Source organism: Pseudomonas reinekei (genome assembly GCF_001945365.1).
GTDB classification, from domain to species: Bacteria; Pseudomonadota; Gammaproteobacteria; order Pseudomonadales; family Pseudomonadaceae; genus Aquipseudomonas; species Aquipseudomonas reinekei.
Map to the genome: position 1 here is coordinate 63,630 of NZ_MSTQ01000017.1, position 23,730 is coordinate 87,359.

The 23,730-nt window shown below is 60.3% G+C and carries 21 protein-coding genes; 12 read left to right on the forward strand and 9 right to left on the reverse strand.

Annotated elements, in window-relative coordinates; genetic code table 11:
- The first annotated feature begins 80 nt into the window (after positions 1–80).
- The 4 genes from BVK86_RS22885 (at position 81) to BVK86_RS22900 (ending at position 3,858) form a co-directional block, all read left to right on the forward strand.
- Entirely contained in the window at positions 81–1,094 is a 1,014-nt protein-coding gene (locus BVK86_RS22885) for a sulfate ABC transporter substrate-binding protein (protein ID WP_075948580.1), read from the forward strand.
- Positions 1,095–1,161: 67 nt separating this feature from the next.
- On the forward strand, positions 1,162–1,980 hold the full coding sequence (cysT, locus tag BVK86_RS22890; protein ID WP_075948581.1) for a sulfate ABC transporter permease subunit CysT: 819 nt from the start codon (positions 1,162–1,164) through the stop codon (positions 1,978–1,980).
- A gap of 12 nt (positions 1,981–1,992) precedes the next feature.
- Entirely contained in the window at positions 1,993–2,865 is an 873-nt protein-coding gene (gene cysW, locus BVK86_RS22895) for a sulfate ABC transporter permease subunit CysW (RefSeq protein ID WP_027922271.1), read from the forward strand.
- Positions 2,866–2,868: 3 nt separating this feature from the next.
- Entirely contained in the window at positions 2,869–3,858 is a 990-nt protein-coding gene (locus tag BVK86_RS22900; protein ID WP_075948582.1) for a sulfate/molybdate ABC transporter ATP-binding protein, read from the forward strand.
- A gap of 101 nt (positions 3,859–3,959) precedes the next feature.
- Here BVK86_RS22900 and BVK86_RS22905 read toward each other — a convergent pair whose 3' ends face one another.
- Positions 3,960–4,478, reverse strand: coding sequence for an Mpo1 family 2-hydroxy fatty acid dioxygenase (locus BVK86_RS22905; RefSeq protein WP_075948583.1), 519 nt, complete (start codon positions 4,476–4,478; stop codon positions 3,960–3,962).
- An 83-nt stretch (positions 4,479–4,561) separates the two neighbouring features.
- On the opposite strand from BVK86_RS22905, the gene BVK86_RS22910 reads away from it, so the two are divergent.
- Positions 4,562–5,248: a Crp/Fnr family transcriptional regulator gene (locus tag BVK86_RS22910; RefSeq protein ID WP_075948584.1), complete on the forward strand. Its 687-nt coding sequence runs from the start codon at positions 4,562–4,564 to the stop codon at positions 5,246–5,248.
- Between the two features lie 75 nt (positions 5,249–5,323).
- Here BVK86_RS22910 and BVK86_RS22915 read toward each other — a convergent pair whose 3' ends face one another.
- Positions 5,324–6,328, reverse strand: coding sequence for an AraC family transcriptional regulator (locus BVK86_RS22915; RefSeq protein WP_075948585.1), 1,005 nt, complete (start codon positions 6,326–6,328; stop codon positions 5,324–5,326).
- Positions 6,329–6,428: 100 nt separating this feature from the next.
- On the opposite strand from BVK86_RS22915, the gene BVK86_RS22920 reads away from it, so the two are divergent.
- The 7 genes from BVK86_RS22920 to BVK86_RS22950 all read left to right on the forward strand — a co-directional run bounded on the left by BVK86_RS22920 (position 6,429) and on the right by BVK86_RS22950 (position 16,229).
- Positions 6,429–7,502 (forward strand): fatty acid desaturase, encoded by a 1,074-nt coding sequence (locus tag BVK86_RS22920; RefSeq protein ID WP_075948586.1) that lies wholly within the window; start codon positions 6,429–6,431, stop codon positions 7,500–7,502.
- 391 nt (positions 7,503–7,893) lie between these two features.
- Positions 7,894–8,475, forward strand: a complete 582-nt coding sequence (locus BVK86_RS22925) for an alpha/beta hydrolase (protein ID WP_075948587.1) — start codon at positions 7,894–7,896, stop codon at positions 8,473–8,475.
- A gap of 55 nt (positions 8,476–8,530) precedes the next feature.
- Positions 8,531–9,454 (forward strand): sigma 54-interacting transcriptional regulator, encoded by a 924-nt coding sequence (locus BVK86_RS22930; protein WP_075948588.1) that lies wholly within the window; start codon positions 8,531–8,533, stop codon positions 9,452–9,454.
- A gap of 199 nt (positions 9,455–9,653) precedes the next feature.
- Positions 9,654–10,436 carry a MetQ/NlpA family ABC transporter substrate-binding protein gene (locus BVK86_RS22935; RefSeq protein ID WP_075948589.1) on the forward strand — a complete coding sequence of 261 codons (783 nt, stop codon included), beginning with the start codon at positions 9,654–9,656 and terminating at the stop codon, positions 10,434–10,436.
- A gap of 575 nt (positions 10,437–11,011) precedes the next feature.
- Positions 11,012–12,115: an efflux RND transporter periplasmic adaptor subunit gene (locus tag BVK86_RS22940; RefSeq protein ID WP_075948590.1), complete on the forward strand. Its 1,104-nt coding sequence runs from the start codon at positions 11,012–11,014 to the stop codon at positions 12,113–12,115.
- Complete coding sequence (locus BVK86_RS22945) at positions 12,112–13,179, forward strand: efflux RND transporter periplasmic adaptor subunit (RefSeq protein WP_075948591.1); 1,068 nt, start codon at positions 12,112–12,114, stop codon at positions 13,177–13,179. Before BVK86_RS22940 ends, BVK86_RS22945 begins: the two co-directional genes overlap by 4 nt.
- Positions 13,176–16,229, forward strand: coding sequence for an efflux RND transporter permease subunit (locus BVK86_RS22950; RefSeq protein ID WP_075948592.1), 3,054 nt, complete (start codon positions 13,176–13,178; stop codon positions 16,227–16,229). Before BVK86_RS22945 ends, BVK86_RS22950 begins: the two co-directional genes overlap by 4 nt.
- A gap of 96 nt (positions 16,230–16,325) precedes the next feature.
- Here BVK86_RS22950 and BVK86_RS22955 read toward each other — a convergent pair whose 3' ends face one another.
- From BVK86_RS22955 to BVK86_RS22985, 7 genes are all read right to left on the reverse strand, one after another.
- A complete protein-coding gene (locus tag BVK86_RS22955; protein ID WP_075948593.1) occupies positions 16,326–16,955 on the reverse strand; it encodes a class I SAM-dependent methyltransferase in 630 nt (209 codons plus the stop codon).
- A 209-nt stretch (positions 16,956–17,164) separates the two neighbouring features.
- On the reverse strand, positions 17,165–17,809 hold the full coding sequence (locus BVK86_RS22960; RefSeq protein ID WP_075948594.1) for a methionine ABC transporter permease: 645 nt from the start codon (positions 17,807–17,809) through the stop codon (positions 17,165–17,167).
- The gene (locus BVK86_RS22965) at positions 17,799–18,920 is read right to left on the reverse strand and encodes a methionine ABC transporter ATP-binding protein (protein WP_075948595.1); all 1,122 of its coding nucleotides are present in this window, start codon (positions 18,918–18,920) and stop codon (positions 17,799–17,801) included. Before BVK86_RS22965 ends, BVK86_RS22960 begins: the two co-directional genes overlap by 11 nt.
- Positions 18,921–18,922: 2 nt before the next feature.
- Positions 18,923–19,732 (reverse strand): MetQ/NlpA family ABC transporter substrate-binding protein, encoded by an 810-nt coding sequence (locus tag BVK86_RS22970; protein WP_075948596.1) that lies wholly within the window; start codon positions 19,730–19,732, stop codon positions 18,923–18,925.
- Between the two features lie 128 nt (positions 19,733–19,860).
- Complete coding sequence (locus BVK86_RS22975; protein WP_075948597.1) at positions 19,861–21,213, reverse strand: LLM class flavin-dependent oxidoreductase; 1,353 nt, start codon at positions 21,211–21,213, stop codon at positions 19,861–19,863.
- Positions 21,213–22,418 carry an SfnB family sulfur acquisition oxidoreductase gene (locus BVK86_RS22980; RefSeq protein WP_075948598.1) on the reverse strand — a complete coding sequence of 402 codons (1,206 nt, stop codon included), beginning with the start codon at positions 22,416–22,418 and terminating at the stop codon, positions 21,213–21,215. Before BVK86_RS22980 ends, BVK86_RS22975 begins: the two co-directional genes overlap by 1 nt.
- A gap of 37 nt (positions 22,419–22,455) precedes the next feature.
- Entirely contained in the window at positions 22,456–23,697 is a 1,242-nt protein-coding gene (locus BVK86_RS22985; protein ID WP_075948599.1) for an SfnB family sulfur acquisition oxidoreductase, read from the reverse strand.
- Between the last annotated feature and the right edge of the window lie 33 nt (positions 23,698–23,730).

Consider the following 23,730-nt stretch of genomic DNA (forward strand, 5'->3'; position numbering starts at 1 on the left):
CGAACAATCAAAAGATCGCAGCCCGATTCCAGCACCCCATAAAAAAAGCCAACACACCAAGAATTCCAGGAGCTTTCACCATGTCGTCGATTCGCCATTTCGCTTTGGCCGCCCTGGCCAGTGCCCTTTTTGCCGGTTCCGCGGTTGCCAAGGATTACGAGCTGTTGAACGTGTCGTATGACCCGACCCGTGAGCTGTATCAGGAATACAACGCCGAGTTCATCAAGCACTGGCAGAAGGATCACGCGGGCGACACGGTGAAGATCCAGCAATCCCACGGTGGTTCGGGCAAGCAAGGCCGGGCCGTGATCGATGGCCTGCGTGCCGACGTGGTGACCCTGGCCCTGGCCGGTGACATCGACGAAATCGCCAAGCTCGGCAAGACCCTGCCGGCGGACTGGCAGACGCGTCTGCCGGAAGCGAGCACGCCATACACCTCGACCATCGTGTTTCTGGTACGCAAAGGCAACCCTAAAGGCATCAAGGACTGGGGCGATCTGGTCAAGAACGACGTCTCGGTGATCACCCCGAACCCGAAAACTTCCGGCGGCGCACGCTGGAACTTTCTCGCGGCCTGGGCTTACGGCCTGAAAGCCAATGGCGGTGATGAAGCCAAGGCCAAGGAATATGTGCAAACCCTGTTCAAGCACGTGCCTGTGCTGGACACCGGCGCCCGCGGCTCGACCATCACTTTCGTCAACAACGGTCAGGGTGACGTGTTGCTGGCCTGGGAAAACGAAGCCTTCCTGGCCCTGAAAGAAGATGGCGGCGCCGACAAGTTCGACATCGTCGTGCCTTCGCTGTCGATCCTCGCCGAGCCACCGGTGGCGCTGGTCGACAAGAACGCCGAGAAAAAGGGCAACACCGAGATCGCCGAGGCGTACCTCAAGCACTTGTACAGCCCGGCCGGTCAGGAAATTGCGGCGAAAAACTTCTATCGTCCACGTGACAAGGACGTGGCCGCCAAGTACGCCAAGCAGTTCCCGAAACTGGAGCTGGTGACCATCGACAAAGACTTCGGCGGGTGGAAAACCGCGCAGCCGAAATTCTTCAACGACGGCGGCGTGTTCGACCAGATTTACCAGGCGCAGTAATCTGAGCAGAATCCAGACTCATTGTGGCGAGGGAGCAAGCTCCCTCGCCACACAACCAAGGACTTTTATGTCGCGTCGTATCTCCCCCGTCATACCCGGCTTCGGGCTGACGCTGGGTTACACCTTGGTGTACCTCAGCCTGATTGTGCTCATACCACTGGCGGCGATGTTCGTGCATGCCGCTCAACTCACCTGGGATCAGTTCTGGGCAATCATCTCGGCGCCAAGGGTGCTGGCAGCGCTGAAGCTGAGCTTCGGCACCGCCCTGTATGCCGCGATCATCAACGGCATCATCGGCACGCTGCTGGCCTGGGTGCTGGTGCGCTATACCTTTCCCGGACGCAAAATCATCGATGCGATGATCGATTTGCCGTTCGCTCTGCCCACCGCCGTGGCTGGCATTGCGCTGACCGCGTTGTACGCGCCTAACGGTCTGGTCGGTCAATTTGCAGCCGACCTGGGTTTCAAGATCGCCTACACCCCCCTGGGCATCACCCTTGCCCTGACGTTTGTGACCCTTCCATTCGTGGTACGTACCGTACAGCCAGTATTGGCCGATATTCCTCGTGAAGTGGAAGAAGCGGCAGCCTGCCTGGGTGCGAAGCCGTTTCAGGTGTTCCGTCATATCCTGGTGCCGGCACTGTTGCCCGCATGGTTGACCGGCTTCGCCCTGGCCTTTGCCCGCGGGGTCGGCGAGTACGGTTCGGTGATTTTCATCGCCGGTAACATGCCGATGAAAACCGAGATCCTGCCGCTGCTGATCATGGTCAAACTCGACCAGTACGATTACACGGGCGCTACCTCCATTGGTGTACTGATGCTGGTGGTTTCTTTCATCTTGCTGCTGCTGATCAATTTGCTGCAGCGACGCATCGAAACCCCTTAAGGAGGCGCGAACATGTCCCAATCGTCTATTGCTGCCGCCTCTTCGGCCAACGCTGCCCGTCGCGGCAGTGCGACGTCGCGGCGTATCCTGATCGGTCTCGGCTGGCTGATTTTTGCGCTGTTCCTGCTGCTGCCGCTGTTTATCGTGGTGTCCCAGGGTCTGAAGCTCGGCCTCGGTGCGTTTTTCACCGCCATCTTCGAGCCTGATGCGTTGTCCGCCTTGAAGCTCACGGTGATTGCCGTGCTGATTTCGGTGCCGTTGAACCTGGTGTTCGGCGTCAGCGCTGCGTGGTGCGTGAGCAAGTACTCGTTCCGCGGCAAGAGCATGCTGGTCACGTTGATCGACTTGCCGTTCTCGGTATCGCCGGTGATCGCCGGTCTGGTCTATGTGCTGATGTTCGGCGCCCAGGGCCTGTTCGGGCCGTGGCTGCAGGATCACGACATCCAGATCGTCTTCGCCTTGCCAGGCATCGTGCTGGCGACGATTTTCGTCACCGTGCCGTTCGTGGCGCGAGAGCTGATCCCGCTGATGCAGGAGCAGGGCACCCAGGAAGAAGAAGCCGCGCGCCTGCTCGGCGCCAATGGCTGGCAAATGTTCTGGCACGTCACCGTTCCCAATATCAAATGGGGCCTGATCTACGGCGTGGTGCTGTGTACCGCGCGAGCGATGGGTGAGTTCGGTGCGGTGTCGGTGGTTTCCGGGCACATTCGCGGGGTGACCAACACCTTGCCGCTGCACGTCGAGATCCTCTACAACGAATACAACCACGTGGCCGCGTTCGCCGTGGCGAGCCTGTTGCTGATCATGGCGCTCTTCATCCTGCTGCTGAAGCAGTGGAGCGAAAACCGTATTAACCGCCTGCGCGCCAGCGCCGCGGAGGAATAATTCATGTCGATCGAAGTGCGTAACGTCAGCAAGAATTTCAATGCGTTCAAGGCGCTGGATAACATCAGCCTGGACATCCAGAGCGGCGAGCTCGTCGCGCTGCTCGGTCCTTCGGGCTGCGGCAAGACCACGCTGCTGCGGATCATCGCCGGACTGGAAACGCCGGATCAGGGCAACATCGTGTTCCACGGTGAAGACGTATCCGGCCACGACGTGCGTGATCGCAATGTCGGTTTCGTGTTCCAGCACTACGCGCTGTTCCGCCACATGACGGTATTCGACAACGTCGCGTTCGGCCTGCGCATGAAGCCGAAGAACCAGCGCCCGAACGAAAGCCAGATCGCGGCTAAAGTTCACGAACTGCTGAACATGGTGCAGCTGGATTGGTTGTCGGATCGCTACCCGGAACAACTCTCCGGTGGTCAGCGTCAGCGTATTGCACTGGCCCGAGCCTTGGCGGTGGAGCCGAAGGTGCTGCTGCTCGACGAACCGTTCGGTGCGCTCGATGCCAAAGTCCGTAAAGAGCTGCGCCGTTGGCTGGCGCGCCTGCACGAAGACATCAACCTGACGTCGGTGTTCGTGACCCATGACCAGGAAGAAGCGATGGAAGTCGCCGACCGTATCGTGGTGATGAACAAGGGCGTGATCGAGCAGATCGGTTCACCGGGCGACGTCTACGAAAACCCGGCCAGCGATTTTGTTTATCACTTCCTGGGTGATTCGAATCGTCTGCACCTGGGCGAAGACAATCACGTGCTGTTCCGTCCGCACGAAGTGTCGCTGTCGCGGCATGAGCTGGACGATCACCACGCGGCTGAAGTGCGGGATATTCGTCCGCTGGGCGCGACGACGCGGGTGACATTGAAGGTTGAAGGTCAGAGCGATCTGATCGAGGCCGAAGTGGTGAAGGATCACGATAGCCTGATCGGGTTGGCGAAGGGCGAGACGCTGTTCTTCAAACCGAAGGTCTGGCAGAAAGTCGCCAACCTCTAAAAGCATCGCGGGCAAGCTCGCTCCCCAGGGATATCGGTCTGTCACAGATTTTGTGCTCAACACCGACCCATTGTGGGAGCGAGCTTGCTCGCGATTGTGATCTAAACAGCTGCACGTTTCGGATTGACCCTCACCCCGCCCGCACGCGCTTCGATCTGCTCTTTGAGTTCATGGCGCATCCCCAGCAAAAACGCCAGTTCAGCCACCACAAACAGCGGCCCGACAATCAAGCCGGTCACATCATCGACGAACGCCGGTTTGCGGCCTTCATAGTGGTGGCCGACAAACTGAATCGCCCAGCCGATCACAAACATCCCGACACCGCTGGCAAGCCAGACCATGGTGCTTTGCTGCGCCAGAACGTGACCCGCCCATACGCACAGCCCCAGCAACACTGTCATCAGCACCCCGAGGCGCCGTTCAAGGCGCAGGTAAAACCAGGCCGATGCCAACGACACCAACACCGCCGGCGAGAGCCAGCCCCCGCCCCATTGCGGACGCGACAGCAGTACGGCGACGGCCGCGACGATCAGCGGAATACCGATGAAGTGCGTGGCGATGTTGCGCGGGTCACGGTGATACGCGGCGTATTGACTGAGGTGGTCGACGAGGCTTTTCATTGTTGTTCTCCTGTAGGGTGATTGATCATGCCCCGGGGCCGTTTTCCGCTCTGTCAGCCAGGCGACAATCTCTAGGAGTTTTTATGGATATGCAGGTCTGGCGTCCACGCCTGACAGGCGGTCAGTGGTTCAGCCATTTGCCGGTTTCCCTACAGGATAGTCTGCTGTCGGCGGCCAGGGTGCGGCGTCTGTCGCCGGGCCAGCGGCTGTTCAAGCGTGGCGACGCGCCCTGTGGCCTGTACGCGGTGCTTGAAGGGGCGATGCGCATCGGTGCCGTGAACGAGCAGGGAAAAGAGGCATTGTTGAGTGTGGTGGAAGCGCCGCACTGGTTCGGTGAAATCGGTCTGTTCGATGGCCAGCCACGCACCCACGATGCGTTCAGCCTGGGTCATAGCACCCTGGCGCATATTTCGCAGGCGACGTTGCTGGCGCTGCTCGAAGAGCAACCGGTGCATTGGCGACAGCTGGCCTTGTTGATGAGCCAGAAACTGCGCCTGACCTTCATCAACCTCGAACAATTGAGCCTGATGCCGGCCCCCACGCGATTGGCCCATCGCTTGTTGATGATTGCCGAAGGCTACGGCGAAATCGACGAGCCACGCCGCGTCCTGCAACTGCCGCAGGAGCAGCTCGCTTCGATGTTGTCGTTGTCGCGCCAGACCACCAACCAGATCCTCAAGGATTTGCAGGGGCAGGGGATCATCGGACTGAGCTACGGCGAAATCGAAATCCTCGATGCCGGGCGGTTGCGGGCACTCGCTGCAATTTAACGGCTTACACCCACCCCATGTGGGAGCGAGCCTGCTCGCGATGGGGCCGGTCCTGCCAACCACCTGCCTGATCAATCAGCGCAACCCATCCCGAAACTGCCCCGGCGTCATCCCGGTCCAGCGCTTGAAGGCGCGGCTGAAGCTGCTGGTATCGGCAAACCCCAGCAGATAACTGATCTCGCTCAGCGAGACCTGCGAGTCGCGCAGGTGCAGCAGTGCCAGGTTTTCGCGGCTTTCGTTGAGCAGCGTATCGAAGCGACAGCCTTCATCCGCCAGATGCCTTTGCAGGCTGCGCAGGCTCAGGTGCAGGGCCTTGGCGATGTGTTCGGCGCTGGGTTCGCCTTCGGGCAGTTGTTCTTCAATGGCGTCGCGGACCTTGCGCTCCCACGTCAGCGGTTTGAGTTGCGCGAGGGTGCGTTTGAGCACGCTTTCGTTGTGCTCGGCCAGCTCCGGGTTAGCGTCATCCAGGTGGCTGTCGAAGTCGACCAGGGCGAATTCCAGCCGGTCTTCGTCGGCGCCGAAGTGCACCGGCGAGCGAAAGACTTTATGCCACTGATGCGCGTCTGCCGGCTCCGGGCGCCGCAGGTATGTCGCCAGTGGCGCGTAGTCCCGGCCCAGGCGATTGCGGCAGGTGCGCACGTAAATCGCCATGAATGCATCGATGGCCTCAAAGGCCGGGGCCGGGTTGCCGCAAGGGATTTTCAGGCAAAAAAGGTAGCGATCCTCGGTGCGGGTCAGCTCCAGTTCCAGGGCATCGCTGACCACCTGGTGGTAGCGCACGATGCGTTCGAACACCTCACGCAAACTGCCGCTGGCCACCAGCGCATAACCCAACGCATGGAAGGTCGTCGGGCTGACGAAACGCGACACGCGCAAACCAATCGCCGGGTCGCCACTGGTCTGTACCGCCAACTCCCACAGACGCGTGGTTCCGGACAATGGATAGCGCGCGTTGGGGTCTTCCATCAACTGTGGATCGAGCCCCGCTTGCCGGCACAGGCTGGTGCTGTCGAAGCCCAGAGCATCGAGTTGCTTGCGCAAGGCGCGGGTCCAGCTGGCGAGTGAGGTCGGTTCAGTCATGCTGATTGGCGCTTCCGGTCAACAGGTTGGCGTTCACGGCTACCGCTGCAAACGGGCGCAGCAGGCAGGATGCGAGCATCCATAATCAGAGGATGGAAGCATGGACCCTACTTCTGCAAGCCCCCAACGACTGAATGCAGCTCAACGATCGGCACATATTCGCGAGGTGGTGCTGGCCAAAGGTGTCGAGTTGCGTGAGCGCTATCCGGTTCTCAAGCATCAGGACGCAATCGGCGCAAGCATTCTGGCTTTCGCGTTGGCCGGCATGCTCGGTTCTGCGGCGCTCTATATCACTGGGCATCTGGCCTGGTGGGCGTGCCTGTTGCTCAACGCGTTTTTTGCTTCGCTGACCCATGAGCTGGAGCACGATCTGATTCACAGCATGTACTTTCGCAAGCAGAAAGTGCCGCACAACCTGATGATGGGCCTGGTCTGGCTGGCCCGGCCGAGCACCATCAATCCATGGATTCGCCGCCATTTGCACCTCAATCACCACAAGGTTTCCGGTACTGAAACCGACATGGAGGAACGCGCGATCACCAATGGCGAGCCTTGGGGGTTTGCACGGTTGCTGATGATTGGCGACAACATCATGTCGGCCTTCATTCGGATGCTTCGGGCGAAAACCCGGGCGCACAAATTCAGCATCATCAAACGCACTCTGAAGGTCTACGCGCCGCTGGCGCTGATGCATTGGGGCGCGTGGTACGCGTTTCTCGGCTTTCATGCGGCCAACGGCCTTGCGCATCTGATGGGCGCGCCTATCGAGTGGTCGGCCACCACGCTGTCGGTGATGCAGGTGGTCGACATCGCGGCAGTGGTGATCATCGGGCCAAATGTGCTGCGCACGTTCTGCCTGCACTTCATCAGCTCCAACATGCACTACTACGGCGACGTGGAACCGGGCAACGTCATGCAGCAAACCCAAGTGCTGAACGCTTGGTGGCTGTGGCCATTGCAGGCGTTCTGCTTCAACTTCGGCAGCAGCCACGGGATCCATCATTTCGTGGTGAAGGAACCGTTTTACATTCGCCAGATGACGGTGCCGGTGGGGCACAAGGTGATGCGCGAGATGGGCGTACGGTTCAACGATCTCGGCACGTTCGGTCGGGCAAACCGCTTTGTGCGCAAGGACATCACAGAATCACAGCAGGTCCGTGCTGCTCAGGTTTGAGCCAGGCACAAGAAACTCGTTTCACGGTTGCTCGTCATCATTTTGACCCAAAGGGAGTTTAGGTTATGACGCAAGCAAGGAGGTCGGCAGGTGTTGGTTATATGCAAGTAAGGTCTAATAAAGTAATTAAATATTCCTTTGTTGGATAACGGTTTTAGCCAATCATCGGCCTCCAGTGCTGTTGAACAGCGCTGACAGAATTCGAGTTTCCGGGGCCGTCTCCTTGGCAGGGTGCGGCCCCTTTTTTTGCTTTGGAAAACACTCGCGGCGCCCGGAAAAAACGGTTATATATTCTATAATGGTATTAATAAATAGCTTCTTATTCCTTAACGTAAATAGCTCGCCTCCCTATACTCGACCGGGAACAGACATGCAGCAGGAGAGCTCCCCCATGCGCAACGAATCAATTCGCTATCTGATTGTGCCGGGCTGGCAAGGATCGCCAGAAGATCATTGGCAAAGCCACTGGCAGAACAGCCTGCCGAACAGCGCGCGGGTGGAACAGGCCGACTGGCTGACCCCGCGTCGCGAAGACTGGGTCGCAGCGTTGGCTGAGGCGATTGCCGCCGACAGCACTCCGGTGATCCTGATTGCCCACAGCCTGGGATGCATCACCGTCGCCCATTGGGCAGCGACCGCGCCTGTGCAGTTTTTGCGTCAGGTTCGCGGCGCCTTGCTGGTCGCGCCGGCGGACGTCGAGCGTCCGGCGTGTGCGCCGGCCTTGCGCAATTTCGCACCGATTCCGACGGACCTGCTGCCATTCCCCAGCCAGGTCGTCAGCTCCGACAACGACAGCGCCGTCAGTGCGGCGCGAGCCCTGGAACTGGCGCGCAACTGGGGCGCGGAGGCGGGCATTCTCGCGGGTGCCGGCCACATCAATGTCAAGTCCGGTCACCAGCGCTGGGAGCAGGGTTTTGCCTATCTTTATCGCCTGCAAAACCGTCTGGAACAACACGCCCTGCGCCGTGCCTGAACACGTTCTTTAGTTAGCGCCCCCGTCTCCCGGCGGTGTTGGGCGGGAGTCTGCCATGAGTATTGAAACCTTCGGTCAGCCACTGCTGACCTTTCCCGACGCTGAAAAAAGCCCCTTGAGCATTCGTGCCAAGGCGCTGGTGTTCATCGATCCGCGTTCCCGGCAATTGCGCCAGGCGCTGGAGCAACTGGCGCCGCGTGAGATCTCGGTGCTGATCCGTGGCGATACGGGTACCGGCAAAGAACTGCTGGCGCGGCACATTCATCGCGCCAGTGATCGTGGTGGCTTGTTCGTGTCGGTCAATTGCGGCGCGATCAGCCCAACCTACGCCGATGCCGAATTGTTCGGCTATGCCGCCGGCAGTTACAGCGGATCGGCCAGCAGCCGTGCGGGATGGTTTGGTTCAGCCAACGGCGGCACGCTCTACCTGGACGAGATCGGCGACTTGCCGCTGCCGATCCAGATCAAACTGCTCGCCGCTCTGGAAAACCACGAAGTGACCCGCGTCGGCGCCCATCAGCCGAGCCCGGTGGATGTGCGGCTGGTCGCGGCCACCAGCATCGACCTGGCCAAGGCGGTTGCCGCCGGTAAATTCCATGAGCGGCTCTATCACTACCTCAGCGAAGGGCAACTCGAATTGCCGGGCTTGCGCGAGCGGGTGGGCGACATTCTGTCGTTGGCCGAATACTTCCTCGGCATTTACAGCCAGCGCCTGGACCTGCCCGTGCCACTGATCAGCGAAGCCGCACAGGCGGTGCTGGAGCGACACAGCTGGCCGGGCAACACCCGCGAGCTGGAAAACGTCATTCACTTTGCGCTACTGGTGAGTACCGGTGACGAGATCCTGCCGGAGCATCTGAATTTGCCCGACGAAGGATTGGCGCAAATCGAACGGCAGCTCCAACAGATCCTCGACAATGGCTCCGCCGCCGAAAAAGAAGCTCTGAAACAAATGCTTAAGCAAGTAGACCGGCTGTAGGCGCGAGCTTGCTCGCTCTCACATGGAATGCGCGAGTTAGAGCTGTATGAGCAAAATGGAATATGAAAGTGAATAAAAGATATTGTTCGGGAATAAAAAATCCCGGTATTGTCCGCTTCACGCCAGCGATAGCACTTCACTGGCACACGTACTATTGGCCGTCGCCACAAGCGACTGTGATTTTCGATAAGGACACTGCATGAAAAAGGTTCTGTTGTTCACCGCTTTGGCGGCTGCCCTGACCGCGGGCCTGGCCCAGGCTGGCGAGAAACTGGTGGTGGCGGCGACCCCGATTCCACACGCCGAGATTCTTGAACTGATCAAGCCAACCCTCGCCAAAGAGGGCGTGGACCTGGAAATCAAAGTCTTCACCGACTACGTTCAGCCCAACGTACAGGTTGACCAGAAGCGTCTGGACGCCAACTACTTCCAGACCCTGCCGTACCTGAAAAGCTTCAACGAAGGCAAAGGCACCAACCTGGTCACCGTGATCGGTGTTCACGTTGAACCGTTCGGTGGCTATTCGAAGAAAGTCAAATCCCTGGCCGAGCTGAAAGACGGCGCGACCATCGCTATCCCTAACGAAGGCAGCAACAGTGGCCGCGCCCTGATCCTGCTGCAGAAGGCTGGCCTGATCGAGTTGAAAGACCCGAAAAACGCGTTGGCCACGCCGAAAGACATCGCCAAGAACCCGCACAACTTCAAGTTCAAGGAACTGGAATCGGCCATGCTGCCGCGCGTGCTGGATCAAGTCGACCTGGACATGATCAACACCAACTACGCGCTGGAAGCGGGTCTGAACCCGGCCAAAGACGCGCTGGTGATCGAAGGTGCAGATTCGCCTTACGTGAACTTCCTGGTGGCTCGTCCTGACAACAAGGACAGCGCCGCCATCCAGAAACTGGCCAAAGCCCTGACCAGCCCGGAAGTGAAAGCCTTCATCGAGAAGAAGTACAGCGGCGCGGTGCTGCCGGCGTTCTGATTCGCGAGGTAAACCCCTTTACGGTTTCCAACGCCGACGGCTAATGCAGCGTCGGCGTTTTTTATGGGGCGTTCTCTGAAACCTGTGGCGAGCGAGCTTGCTCGCGCTGGGTTGCGAAGCGACCCCAAAGCGTGAATGGGCGGTAGAACATGCACGCCGCGTTGCCTGGCTGTGCGACTGCTGCGCAGCCGAGCGGGAGCAAACGCCCTCGCCACCAAAGCCCGACATCAATCAACGATGAAATCAGGCCACCCTGGCCTTCAACGCCCGGCGTAACGCCACCAATAACTTCACGATGTCCTGCGGGCTCATGGGTTGAAGCGCTTTTGCATCTGCCATTTTCTCTTCCTTGTGAGTGATCGGCCGGGGAGTCTGGCCAATAGCGGTCCGTCCTTGGAGGGGCAAATCGAAAAAAAGATCCTTCCTACAGCGCAAAGGAAAATAGACGTCTTACGTCGCCCCGGCAAATGTCGCAGGGCAATTCGTTGTTTATTTGACGCCGCGCAGCGTGCGCGTTTCAAAGCCTGTTCTAAGCTCACAGACGTATTGCGCTCGCATAACGCAAAGGAGTCTGCATGGCTGGTCCTGGAATCAAAATGGCGATCGGCTTGTGCCTTCTGGCTTCGCTGACCGCGTGTGATGAACAAGCACCGAGTGAGAAGGCCCGGCCACGGGTTTTCGTCCAAGAAGTCAAACCTGCCGAATATGCCGCCAACATCACCTTGACCGGCGATGTGCAGGCCCGGGTGCAGACCGAACTGTCTTTTCGCGTGAGCGGAAAGATCATCCAGCGTACGGTCGACGTCGGTGACCGGGTCTCGGCCAGGCAGGTCCTTGCGCGGCTCGACCCGAAGGACCTGCAAACCAATGTCGACTCGGCGCAGGCTCAAGTCGTCGCCGAACAGGCCAAGGTCAAACAGAACGCCGCTTCTTTCGTGCGTCAGCAAAAACTGTTGCCCAAAGGCTATACCAGCCAAAGCGAGTACGACTCTGCCCAGGCTGCATTGCGCAGCAGCCAAAGCTCGCTGGCGGCGGCCCAGGCGCAGTTGGCCAATGCCCGTGAACAACTGAGTTACACCGCGTTGATTTCCGATGCGCCGGGCGTGATCACTCAGCGCCAGGCAGAAGTCGGGCAAGTGGTTCAGGCCACGGTGCCGATTTTCAGCCTGGCCCAGGACGGTGAGCGCGATGCGGTGTTCAACGTCTATGAATCGCTGCTGGCCGAACCGCCATCGGACAAAGCCGTCGTGGTCAGCCTGCTCGACAATCCGGCGATCAAAACCACTGGCACCGTCCGGGAAATCACCCCGGCGGTCTCCGAGCAGACCGGCACCGTACAGGTCAAAGTCACCCTCGACAGCTTGCCACCGGGCATGCAACTGGGCTCGGTGGTGAGTGCCAGTGCCAATACCCGGGGTAAATCCGCGGTGGAATTGCCATGGTCGGCGTTGACCAAGAAAGTCAGCGACCCTGCCGTGTGGCTGGTGGACGGCGAAGGCAAGGCGCAATTGCATACTGTCACCGTTGGCCGCTACCTGACCGGTAAAGTCATCATCAGCGATGGCCTCAAAGGGGGCGAAAAAGTTGTCATTGCCGGCGGCCAGTTGCTGCACCCCGGCGTGACCGTGGAAATCGCTGAAAACACCTACAAGGAATTGGCCGCGGAGAGTCAACCATGAAGCATCTGTTACTGGTGTTCGCCAGTGTGATGCTGGTGGCCTGTTCGAAAGAGGAAGCAGCACCGGAACCGGTCCGCCCGGTGCTGTCGATCAAGGTCGAAGCGCTGGGTGAACAAAACCTCGGCCGCTTCGCGGGGAGCATCCAGGCCCGATATGAAAGCAACGTCGGTTTCCGTGTGCCGGGACGCATCGCCAGCCGTAGCGTCGATGTCGGCGCGGAAGTCGAAAAGGGCGCCTTGCTTGCCTCGCTCGACCCTACCGATCAGAAGAACCAGTTGCGCTCCGCAGAAGGCGATCTGGCGAGTATCCGGGCGAATCTGATCAATGCCCAGGCCACCGCAAGGCGACAGCAGAGCCTGTTCGATCAAGGCGTGGGCTCCCAGGCGCAACTCGACGCTGCGCAGACTGACTTGAAAACCACCCAGGCTTCCCTTGACCAGGCCCAGGCGGCGGTCAATCAGGCCAAGGACCAGCTGAACTACGTTGAACTGCGTGCCGATCACAAAGCGGTGGTCACCGCGTGGATGGCCGAGGCCGGGCAAGTGGTCACCGCCGGCCAGCAAGTGGTCACCCTGGCACAACCGGACATCAAGGAGGCGGTGATCGATCTGCCGGACACCCTGGTCGATCAGTTGCCCCAGGACGTGGTGTTTCAAGTGGCCTTGCAACTGACCCCGGAAATCAACACCACAGCCGTCGTCCGGGAAATCGAACCCCAGGCAGAAAGCACCACCCGTACCCGCCGTGCGCGCCTGACCCTGAGCGAAACGCCCACCGCGTTTCGTCTGGGCTCGGCGATCAGCGTGACCTTGAGTTCGGCGATCAAGCCGCAAATCGAACTGCCCCTGAGCGCACTGCAGGAGGTGGAGGGCAAATCGCGCATCTGGATCGTCGATACGCAGTCACAAACCGTTTCCCCGCGGGACGTCAGCATCGTCAGCCGCACGGATACCACGGTGGTCGTGGCCAGTGGCGTGAAGTCCGGCGAGCGGGTTGTCAGTGCGGGTGTGAACAGCCTCAAGCCGGGGCAGAAAGTGAAAGTAGATGAGGGCAGCCCACAATGAAAGGGAGTTTCAACTTATCCGAATGGGCGCTCAAACATCAGTCGTTTGTCTGGTATCTGATGTTCGTCGCGTTGCTGATGGGCGTGTTCTCGTACTTGAACCTGGGCCGCGAGGAAGACCCTTCCTTCACGATCAAGACCATGGTGATCCAGACCCGCTGGCCGGGTGCGACCCAAGAGGAAACCCTCAAGCAGGTCACTGACCGCATCGAGAAAAAGCTCGAAGAACTCGACTCGCTCGACTACGTGAAAAGCTACACCCGGCCGGGTGAGTCCACGGTGTACGTTTACTTGCGCGACACCACCAAGGCCAAGGACATTCCGGAAATCTGGTACCAGGTGCGCAAGAAAATCGGCGACATTCGCTACTCGTTTCCCCAAGGCATCCAGGGACCCTCGTTCAACGACGAATTCGGTGACGTGTTCGGTTCGATCTATGCGTTTACCGCCGACGGCCTGACATTGCGCCAGTTGCGCGACTACGTCGAACAGGCCCGTGCCGACATCCGTGGCGTGCCGGGATTGGGCAAGATCGAGATGGTCGGGCAGCAGGATGAAGTCCTGTACCTGAATTTCTCGACCCGCAAACTGGCGGCGCTGGGCATCGATGAGCAACAGGTGGTTCAGGCCTTGCAAGCGCAAAACGCGGTGACTCCGGCGGGGGTGATCGAAGCCGGTCCCGAGCGGATTTCGGTGCGCACATCCGGGCAGTTCATTTCCGAGAAAGACCTGGCCAACGTCAACCTGCGTCTCAATGATCGCTTCTATCGCCTGGCCGACATTGCCGATATTCGCCGTGGCTACGTCGACCCGTCGACCCCGGAATTCCGTTTCAATGGCCAACAGGCGATCGGTCTGGCCATTGCCATGCAGACCGGCGGCAACATCCAGGAATTCGGCAAGGCCCTGCATCAACGTATCAGCGAGCTCACGGCGAACCTGCCGGTGGGCGTCGGGGTGCACAACGTCTCCGATCAGTCCGTCGTGGTCGAGGCCGCCGTTGGCGGGTTCACCAGTGCCTTGTTCGAAGCCGTGGTGATCGTGTTGGTGGTCAGCTTCATCAGCCTCGGCGTGCGCGCCGGTCTGGTGGTGGCGTGCTCGATCCCCCTGGTGCTGGCGATGGTGTTCGTGTTCATGGAATACAGCGGCATCACCATGCAGCGGATTTCCCTCGGTGCGTTGATCATCGCGCTGGGCCTGCTGGTGGATGACGCGATGATCACGGTCGAGATGATGGTCTCGCGTCTGGAGTTGGGCGATACCAAGGAGCAGGCGGCGACCTTTGCCTATACCTCGACTGCCTTCCCGATGCTCACAGGCACGCTGGTAACCGTGGCGGGTTTCGTACCGATTGGCCTCAATGGCAGCTCGGCCGGTGAATACACCTTCACCCTGTTTGCGGTGATTGCCGTGGCCATGTTGGTCTCGTGGGTGGTGGCGGTACTGTTCGCCCCGGTCATCGGCGTGCACATCCTCAGCGTCAATGTGAAGCCGCATGCGGCGGAACCGGGTCGCCTGGGGCGTGCATTCAACAGCGGCCTGTTGTGGAGCATGCGCAACCGCTGGTGGGCGATCGGCTTCACCGTCCTGCTGTTCGCGCTGTCGGTTGTCGGTATGCGCTTTGTGCAAAACCAGTTCTTTCCGGCCTCGGACCGCCCGGAAATCCTCGTGGACCTGAACCTGCCGCAAAACGCCTCTATCGATGAAACCCGCAAGGCTGTGGACAAGCTCGAAGCGACGCTCAAGGGTGACCCGGATATCGTGCGCTGGAGTACTTACGTCGGCCAGGGTGCGATTCGTTTTTACCTGCCTCTCGACCAGCAACTGCAAAACCCCTACTACGCGCAACTGGTGATCGTCGCCAAAGACTTCGAGACGCGCACAGCCCTCAGCGATCGCCTGCGTGAACGTCTGCGCAAGGATTTCGTCGGCATCGGCAGTTTTGTCCAAGCGCTGGAAATGGGCCCGCCCGTGGGCCGGCCGATCCAGTACCGCGTCAGCGGCCCGGACATCGACCAGGTGCGCAAGCACGCCATCGATCTGGCCAGCCAGCTGGACAAGAACCCGCACATCGGCGAAATCATTTTCGACTGGAACGAGCCGGGCAAGGTGCTGCGCATCGATATCGCCCAGGACAAGGCCCGCCAGCTCGGTTTGTCGTCCGAAGACGTGGCCAAACTGATGAACAGCATCGTCAGTGGCTCGACGGTGACCCAGGTCGACGACGACATCTACCTGATCAACGTGGTCGGTCGCGCCGTAGACGCCGAGCGGGGTTCGCCGGAAACCCTGCAGAACCTGCAGATTCTCACCCCGGGCGGCACCTCCATTCCGTTGCTCGCGTTTGCCTCCGTGCGCTACGAACTTGAGCAACCGCTGGTGTGGCGTCGCGACCGCAAACCGACGATTACCATCAAGACGGCGGTAATCGGTGACATTCAGCCCACCGATCTGGTGAAGCTGCTCAAGCCGGACATCGACCAATTCGCTTCGGCATTGCCGGCGGGCTACAAGGTCGCCACGGGTGGTACGGTGGAAGAGAGCGCCAAGGCCCAGGGGCCGATCAACAAGGTCATTCCGTTGATGGTGTTCCTGATGGCCACCTTCCTGATGATTCAACTGCACAGTGTGCAGAAAATGTTCCTGGTGGCCAGCGTCGCGCCGCTGGGCTTGATCGGCGTGGTGTTGGCACTGGTGCCGACGGGAACGCCGATGGGCTTTGTGGCGATCCTCGGCATTCTGGCGCTGATCGGCATCATCATCCGCAACTCGGTGATTCTGGTGACCCAGATCGACGCGTTCGTGGCCGAAGGTTCTTCACACTGGGATGCGGTGGTGGAAGCCACCGAACACCGTCGGCGACCGATCCTGCTGACCGCCGCGGCCGCGAGCCTGGGCATGATCCCGATTGCCCGGGAGGTGTTCTGGGGGCCGATGGCCTACGCGATGATCGGCGGGATCATCGTCGCGACCTTGCTGACGCTGCTGTTTTTGCCGGCGTTGTACGTGGCCTGGTACAGGATTCACGAACCGAAGAAAGAAGTGCGATAAGGCGAGCGCTGCGCGCTCATCGCCAGCAGGCTGGCTCCCACAGGTGCATGCGTTCAACGGTGGGAGCCAGCCTGCTGGCGATGGCGTCCGAACTGACTACACCGGCTTACGCCACACACTCGCCAGCCAAGGCTGCTGCTCCCGCGGCAGTCCCGCTGGCCGGTAGTAATGTTCCAGCTCGACAAACCCCGCTTCGGTGAGCAACTGCTGCCACGCCTGAAGATCGTGATACGCCCCATAGCGCGGCCCGATCCAGCCTTCCTGATTCTCGCCACGGGGGTTGGAGCTGAACAACACGCCACCAGGCTTCAGCGCCCCGCGCAACTCCAGCAATACCCGAGGCAGCTCCTGGCGCGGGATGTGGAACAACACCGCGTTGGCAAAAATGCCGTCGAAACGCCCGGCCGGCAGATCGAGTTTCAGAAAGTCCTGCTGCCAGACTTCGCAGCCGCTGTCCTCACGGGCCATCTGCGCGAATTTTTCCGAACCATCGAGGCCGACAGCTTTGTGGCCCATGCGCGTAAACGTCTGCAGATCCCGACCGGGGCCGCAGCCGAAGTCGAGAATGTCGAACGGTGCCTCGCCCTGAATATGCCGGAGCAGAGCATCGATGTTCTGGCTGACATCGTGATCGCGCGTGCCTTCGCGAAAACCCTCCGCCACCGAGTTGTAGTGGCCGAGGGTGGTAGTGGTGATTTTTTCGAGGTCGTCGGGGGTTTGTTTCATGGTCGGCTGCGCAGGCAATTGGGATTTGCCGAATATACGCCATGAAAATTCAGGTCGTGCAATCTGTGGCGAGGGAGCCTGCACCCGCTGGGCTGCGAGGCCGCCCCAAACCGTGTGTCTGAGAAATTGATGTGTCCATTTTGCGATTGCTGCGCAATTGAGCGGGAGCAAGCTCCCTCGCCACAAAGCCTCCTCACGCGCCCCGACTTCTATCGCTTGTTCAATCCCCGCGCCAGTCTGTCGCCACCCAACTGAATCACCGCCACCAACGCCACCAGCAACACAATCACCGTCAACATGATCTGGCTGTCAAAACGCTGATACCCATACCGGTACGCAATGTCCCCCAGCCCACCCGCGCCAATGGCCCCGGCCATGGCCGACGAATTGATCATCGTGACCAAGGTGATAGTGAACCCGCCGACAATCCCCGGCAGCGCTTCCGGCAACAGCACATGCCAAACGATGTGCCCGCGCCGGCAACCCATGGCCTGCGCGGCTTCGATCAGCCCGTGATCGACCTCGCGCAAACTGACCTTGGCAATCCGCGCAAAGAACGGCGTCGCCGCGATGGTCAGCGGCACCACGGCGGCCCACACGCCGTACGTGGTGCCGACAATCAGGCGGGTGAAGGGGATCAGCGCCACCATCAGAATCAGAAACGGGATCGAGCGGAACAGGTTCACGAACGCGCCCAATGCGCGGTTGATCGCCGGGGCTTCGTAGATTCCGCCTCTGGAACTGGTGACCAGGATCACCGCCAGCGGTATACCCGCCAGCAGTGCGATCAGCGATGACACACCGACCATCAAAAACGTGTCGATAAAGCCTTGCAGCAAACGATCAAACCACATAACCCAACACCTCCACCTGTTGCGCCCAGCGGCCGGCGCGTTGCTGCAGTTCTTCGGCGGTGAGGGATGAACCCGTCACCGACAACAGCAATTGCCCGAGGGCGTGCCCTTGAATCCGTTCCACGCCACCCTGCAACAAGCGCACTCGGCCGCCGAGAGCGCCGAACAGGGCCGCGATGTCAGGTTCATCACCGGCGGCACCGGTAAATTGCAGGCGCAATACCACCGCGTCTTCCGCTGACTGTGGTTGAGCCCGCAAGCGGCTTTGCAGCTCTGGCGGCAGGGCGTGTTGCAATGGCGCGAGCAGGGTCTTGCTGACGTCGTGCTGCGGATTGCCGAACACTTCCCACACCGGGCCTTGCTCGACGATGCGCCCATGTTCGAGCACCACGACGCGATCACAGATCTCGCGGATCACTGCCATTTCATGGGTGATCAAAATGATGGTCAGGCCCAGGCGCTGGTTGATCTCGCGCAACAACCCGAGGATCGATTGCGTGGTCTCCGGGTCCAGCGCGGACGTGGCCTCGTCGCACAGCAGGATCGCCGGGTCGTGCACCAGTGCGCGGGCGATGCCGACACGTTGTTTCTGGCCACCGGACAGTTGCGCGGGGTAGGCCTTGTGCTTGGCTTGCAGGCCCACCAGTTCCAGCAGTTCGCGGACCTTCTGATCGCGTTTTTCCTTGGGCACGCCGGCGACTTTCAGCGGTAATTCAACGTTCTGCCAAACAGTCTTGGCCGACATCAGATTGAAGTGCTGGAAGATCATACCGATGCGTCGACGCAGCGCCACCAGACGATCCTCATCGAACTCGCCAATGTCGACCTGATCGATCAGCACCCGGCCCGAAGTCGGTTGTTCCAGGCGATTGATGGTACGGATCAACGACGATTTGCCGGCGCCGCTGCGACCGATAATGCCGAACACTTCACCGCGCTGGATCGCCAGGTCAATGCCGTGCAGGGCGGCCACCGGGCCTTGTTTGCCGTCGTAGGTTTTACCCAGGCCGACAAAGCGCACGTGGGCACGATTGAGTTCCGGGTGCAGCTCGGTCTGTTTTGCATGGCGGGGCTCTGGAATCTCCAGTCGCCGTTGGGTTGCGGTCGTCATGCTCAGCTCTCCCAGCCGGCTTGATAGAGCTTGCCATGGGCTTTATCCAGTGCGGCGCGCACGGCTGGCGAATGCTGGTAGATGTCGACGAACTTGATCAGGCGCGGGTCGGTTTTATTCTTCGGCTGGATCACGAACTGGATCACGTATTCCTTGTGATCGAGGCCGTCGAACAGTAGCGCGGAACCGGCATCGAAGGTCTTCGCCAGGCGGATGTATGCGGGGTAGCCCTGGACCAGATCGGCGTCGTCATAGGCGCGTACCAGTTGCACGGCTTCAACCTGGAGGATTCTGATTTTCTTCGGGTTGGCAATGATGTCTTCTTCGGTGGCCTTGTAGCCGACACCCGGTTTGAGGGTGATCAGGCCAGCCTTGGCCAACAGCTGCAAACCACGACCGCTGTTGATCGGGTCGTTGGCGATAGCCACGCTGGCGCCTTCTGGCAGCTCGTCGAAGCTTTTGTATTTTTTCGAATAGAGGCCGACGTTGTTGATGATCCCCGGCGCGAACGGCACCAGGTCAAAACCGGCGGCAGCCTTGGCGTTTTCCAGGAACGGGATGTGCTGGAAGTAGTTCACGTCGATGTCGCCGGAAGCGAGGCTGACGTTGGGGGCAATCCAGTCGGTGAACTCCACCAGCTCGACTTTCAGGCCTTGTTTGCCTGCTTCTTCGACCGCGGCTTCCAACGGAATGGCGAAGGCAGCGGTGGTGCCGATTTTCAGGGGCGCGTCGGCGGCAAAGGTTACCGAAGTGAAGAGGCCGAGAGCCAGGGCCAGTGCTTTGACTGGGTGAGAGAGGTAGTTCTTTTTCATGATGGTTTTTCCAGTCAGTGCATAAGATTTTTGGTGTTCGGGCGGGCCTCATCGCTGGCAAGCCAGCTCCCACAGTGTTCTCGGGTGTTCACGCGACCCCTGTGGGAGCTGGCTTGCCAGCGATGCTTTTAGCGTCGGTACGCCGAGCCGGTATGTTGCCCAGGCAAATGCGCCTCTCGGTGAAACAGCTTTTCCCGCAAGCTGCCGTCGTCGTAGGCGGTCTTGTACGAGCCTCGGCGCTGCAGCTCGGGGATCACCAGATCAATGAAATCCACGTAGCTTTCCGGCGTGACGATCCGCGTCAGGTTGAAGCCGTCGAGGCCGGTTTCGGCGATCCATGATTCCAGCTCATCGGCCACTTGCTCAGGCGAGCCGACCACGGTGATGTAGCGTCCGCCGAGGGCGTGTTGTTCGAGCAATTTGCGTCGGGTCCAGTCGTTGTTTTGCAGGTGTTTGGTGGCTGACTGGATCGCGTTGCTCTTCACGTACTGGATCGGCTCGTCGATGGCGTACTCGGAAAAGTCGATGCCGGTGGACGCCGAGAAATGCGCCACGCCGGCTTCGGCACTGGCGTAGCTCAGATATTCGGCGTGCTTGGCCCAGGCCAGCTCTTCGGTTTCGCCGACAATCACGTTCAAGCCCATGAACACCTTGATGTCCTCGGGATTGCGCCCGGCGGCGACCGCGCTGGCGCGGACCTTGTCCACTTGCACCTGGGTCGACGCCTTGGTCTGGCCGCTGATGAACACACACTCAGCGTGCCGGCCGGCGAACAGCAAACCGCGATCCGAACTGCCGGCCTGGAACAGCACCGGTGTGCGCTGCGGTGACGGCTCGCACAGGTGATAACCCTCGACCTGATAGAACTCGCCCTTGTGCTCGACCTTGTGCACCTTGTCCGGCTGCGCATAGATGCGTTGCCGGGGATCGTTCAACACCGCGCCGTTTTCCCAACTGCCTTCCCAGAGTTTGTAGAGCACCTCCAGGTACTCGTCGGCCTGGTCGTAACGGCGGTCGTGCTCGACCTGCTCGCTCAGGCCCATGGCCTTGGCGGCGCTGTCGAGGTAGCCGGTGACGATGTTCCAGCCCACACGACCACGGCTCAGATGATCCAGCGTCGACATGCGGCGGGCGAACAGGTACGGCGGCTCGTAGGTGAGGTTGGCGGTGAGACCGAAACCGAGGTTTTTGGTCACCGCCGCCATGGCCGAGACCAGCAGCAACGGGTCGTTGACCGGCAGCTGAATCGACTCCTTGAGCGGAACGTCCACCGAGTTTTGGTAGACGTCGTAAACGCCAACGATGTCAGCGATGAACAAACCGTCGAACAGGCCGCGTTCGAGCAACTGCGCCAGTTCGGTCCAGTACTCAATGGTTTTGTATTGGGTCGACGTGTCGCGCGGGTGGGTCCACAAGCCATGGTTGATGTGCCCGATGCAGTTCATGTTGAACGCGTTGAGCAGGATTTTTTTCCTGGCCATCAGATAGTCCCCCGTAGCGGCGGGTTTTCATCGTTGAGGTAGTAATTGCCCACCACGTGATACTTCCAGCGCACCGGGTCGTGCAGGGTGTGCACCCGGGCGTTGCGCCAGTGGCGATCGAGGCCGTGTTCAATCAGGGTCGCCTGGCTGCCGGCCAGTTCGAACAAGGTACTGCCGGCCGCGAGGGAGATTTCGGTGCTGATCGCGCGGGCTTCGGCGATGGCAATCGAAGCCGCTGCGACGGTCTCGGCGTTGGTGTCAGCCTGAGCCCTGTCGAGGCATTCGCCGGCGCGTTCGAGCAGCGCTTCGGAGGCGTGCAAGCGAATGCTCAAGTGGCCGAAGCTCTTGAGGGTCAGCGGATCATCGATGGCTTTTTCATGGGTCGCGTCGATCCACGGCCGGGTCTTGGTGCGCACAAAATGCAGCGCATCTTCATAGGCCGCGCGGGCGATTCCGGTGTCGATGGCAGCGTGGAGAATTTGCGCGAGTGGACCGACCGGCGTCGGGCGCTCGAACGCGGTTTGAAACGGGATCACGTCTTCGGCGGCGACGAAGACATCTTCGAATACCACCGAACCGCTGCCGGTGGTGCGCTGGCCGAAGCCGCTCCAGTCGTCGATGACGGTCAAACCTTTGCTGTTGCTCGGGACGAACGCCAATTGCTGCACGCCGTTTTCATCGATGACCGAGGTCGGGATGCGCTGGGCATAGATTGCGCCGGTGGCGTAGAACTTGCGCCCGTTGATGCGATAGCCGCTGCGCCCTCCATGTAAATCAGGGGTCAGGCGGGTGACGCGATCGTGGGCGGTTTTAGTGCCCAGTTCGGCGAGTGCATTACCGAAACGCTGACCGGCCAATACTTCGGCGTACAGGCGTTTTTTCTGCTCGGGGCTGGCGTTTACGCGCAGCACTTCCAGGGCATAAAAATGATTTTGCGGGATCTGCCCGAGGGAGCCGTCGGCCTGGGAAATCAGGGCGATGACTTTGGCCAGAGTGACGTTGGAAACGCCCGCGCCGCCATATTCCTTCGGCACGCTGATGCCCCACAGGCCCGAGCGGGAAAACACGTCCAGCTCCGGGTGTGGCAAACGGCGTTCGCGATCACGAAGGGCGCTGTCGCGCTTGAAATCGTCGGCCAAGTCGCTGGCGACAATCAGGGCTTGCTCATCGCTGGTGATGACCGCGACGTGGTGAGTACTTGTCATGTGTTTCTCCAGAGCTCTGGTAGAAGTGTTCTGGTCGTTAAATCCAGGAATGGCGAGCCGGTAAAGTGCCGTTCAGGTGATAGGCGCCCACGGCGTGGTACTTCCAGCGCACCGGGTCATGCAGGGTGTGCACCCGGGCGTTGCGCCAATGGCGGTCAAGGTTGAATTCGGCAAGGGTCGCGCGGCTGCCGGCCAGCTCGAAAAGCTTTTCGCTGGCCAGCAGCGAGATCTCGGTGGTCAGCACCTTGGCTTCGGCCACGGCAATCGAGGCACGGGCAGCGGACTCGGCGGTGAGCGGCGCCGCGCTGACCTGATCGAGCACTTGTCCGGCCTTGCGCAGCAGGGCCTCGGCGGCGTGCAATTCGATTTTCAGCTTGCCGATATCGGCGATCACGTACAGGTCATCGCTGGCCCGTTCAACGTTGGCGTCGATCCATGGTCGGGAACGGGTTTTCACGAATTCGATGGCATCGTCGATGGCGTCGCGGGCGATGCCGGCGTCGATGGCGGCCTGAATCAGTTGCGAGACGGCACCCTGGGTGTTGGGCTTTTCATTGATCTTCCAGTTGTCCACCACCAGATCGGCGTCGACCCGCACGTTGTTGAGCAAAATCGTACCGCTGGCGGTGGTGCGCTGACCGAAACCGGACCAGTCATCGACGATGCGCAGCCCCGGCGTACCGCGACGGACGAAGGCCAGCACTTGCTTGCCATCGTCATTGAGCGCCTTGACCGCAACCCAGTGCGCGTACAGCGCGCCGGTGGAATAGAACTTCTGCCCACTGATGACAAAACCGTCGCCATCGGCGGTGATGCGCGCCTTGAGGTCCAGAGTGTTCTTGGTGCCACGCTCTGGCCCGGCATTGCCGATGCGCCAACCGTCGAGCACGCTTTTGAACAGCTGTTTTTTCTGCGCTTCGGTGGCGCTGCCCAGCACCAGGTTCAGGATGCCGAACTGGTTCTGCGGGATCTGCCCGAGGGCCGGGTCTGCCGCGGAAATGATCGCGAACACCTCGGCCAGGGTGACGAACGAAACCTGTGGGCCACCGTACTCGCGCGGGATGCAAATGCTGCCCAGCCCGCTGCGGGTGAATTGTTCGATTTCCGACCAAGGCAGCTTGCGCTGCTGGTCACGTTTGGCCGCTTGCTGGCGGGCGACTTGCGCCAGTTCATGAGCGACCTTGATCGCTTGCGCGTCATTGCGCAGCACTTGCGCGGGCAACAAAAGCGGGGCGATATCCAGATCACTCTGGACGATTGCATCTGCCAGACTGGACATCAGCGCCGCTCCTTGGCTGCACGCAATGCCCTG

Coding starts and splice junctions, on each gene's coding strand:
- BVK86_RS22885 (WP_075948580.1), top strand. CDS start 81: ATGTCGTCGATTCGCCATTTCGCTTTGGCCGCCCTGGCCAGTGCCCTT.
- cysT (WP_075948581.1), top strand. CDS start 1,162: ATGTCGCGTCGTATCTCCCCCGTCATACCCGGCTTCGGGCTGACGCTG.
- cysW (WP_027922271.1), top strand. CDS start 1,993: ATGTCCCAATCGTCTATTGCTGCCGCCTCTTCGGCCAACGCTGCCCGT.
- BVK86_RS22900 (WP_075948582.1), top strand. CDS start 2,869: ATGTCGATCGAAGTGCGTAACGTCAGCAAGAATTTCAATGCGTTCAAG.
- BVK86_RS22905 (WP_075948583.1), bottom strand. CDS start 4,478: ATGAAAAGCCTCGTCGACCACCTCAGTCAATACGCCGCGTATCACCGT.
- BVK86_RS22910 (WP_075948584.1), top strand. CDS start 4,562: ATGGATATGCAGGTCTGGCGTCCACGCCTGACAGGCGGTCAGTGGTTC.
- BVK86_RS22915 (WP_075948585.1), bottom strand. CDS start 6,328: ATGACTGAACCGACCTCACTCGCCAGCTGGACCCGCGCCTTGCGCAAG.
- BVK86_RS22920 (WP_075948586.1), top strand. CDS start 6,429: ATGGACCCTACTTCTGCAAGCCCCCAACGACTGAATGCAGCTCAACGA.
- BVK86_RS22925 (WP_075948587.1), top strand. CDS start 7,894: ATGCGCAACGAATCAATTCGCTATCTGATTGTGCCGGGCTGGCAAGGA.
- BVK86_RS22930 (WP_075948588.1), top strand. CDS start 8,531: ATGAGTATTGAAACCTTCGGTCAGCCACTGCTGACCTTTCCCGACGCT.
- BVK86_RS22935 (WP_075948589.1), top strand. CDS start 9,654: ATGAAAAAGGTTCTGTTGTTCACCGCTTTGGCGGCTGCCCTGACCGCG.
- BVK86_RS22940 (WP_075948590.1), top strand. CDS start 11,012: ATGGCTGGTCCTGGAATCAAAATGGCGATCGGCTTGTGCCTTCTGGCT.
- BVK86_RS22945 (WP_075948591.1), top strand. CDS start 12,112: ATGAAGCATCTGTTACTGGTGTTCGCCAGTGTGATGCTGGTGGCCTGT.
- BVK86_RS22950 (WP_075948592.1), top strand. CDS start 13,176: ATGAAAGGGAGTTTCAACTTATCCGAATGGGCGCTCAAACATCAGTCG.
- BVK86_RS22955 (WP_075948593.1), bottom strand. CDS start 16,955: ATGAAACAAACCCCCGACGACCTCGAAAAAATCACCACTACCACCCTC.
- BVK86_RS22960 (WP_075948594.1), bottom strand. CDS start 17,809: ATGTGGTTTGATCGTTTGCTGCAAGGCTTTATCGACACGTTTTTGATG.
- BVK86_RS22965 (WP_075948595.1), bottom strand. CDS start 18,920: ATGACGACCGCAACCCAACGGCGACTGGAGATTCCAGAGCCCCGCCAT.
- BVK86_RS22970 (WP_075948596.1), bottom strand. CDS start 19,732: ATGAAAAAGAACTACCTCTCTCACCCAGTCAAAGCACTGGCCCTGGCT.
- BVK86_RS22975 (WP_075948597.1), bottom strand. CDS start 21,213: ATGGCCAGGAAAAAAATCCTGCTCAACGCGTTCAACATGAACTGCATC.
- BVK86_RS22980 (WP_075948598.1), bottom strand. CDS start 22,418: ATGACAAGTACTCACCACGTCGCGGTCATCACCAGCGATGAGCAAGCC.
- BVK86_RS22985 (WP_075948599.1), bottom strand. CDS start 23,697: ATGTCCAGTCTGGCAGATGCAATCGTCCAGAGTGATCTGGATATCGCC.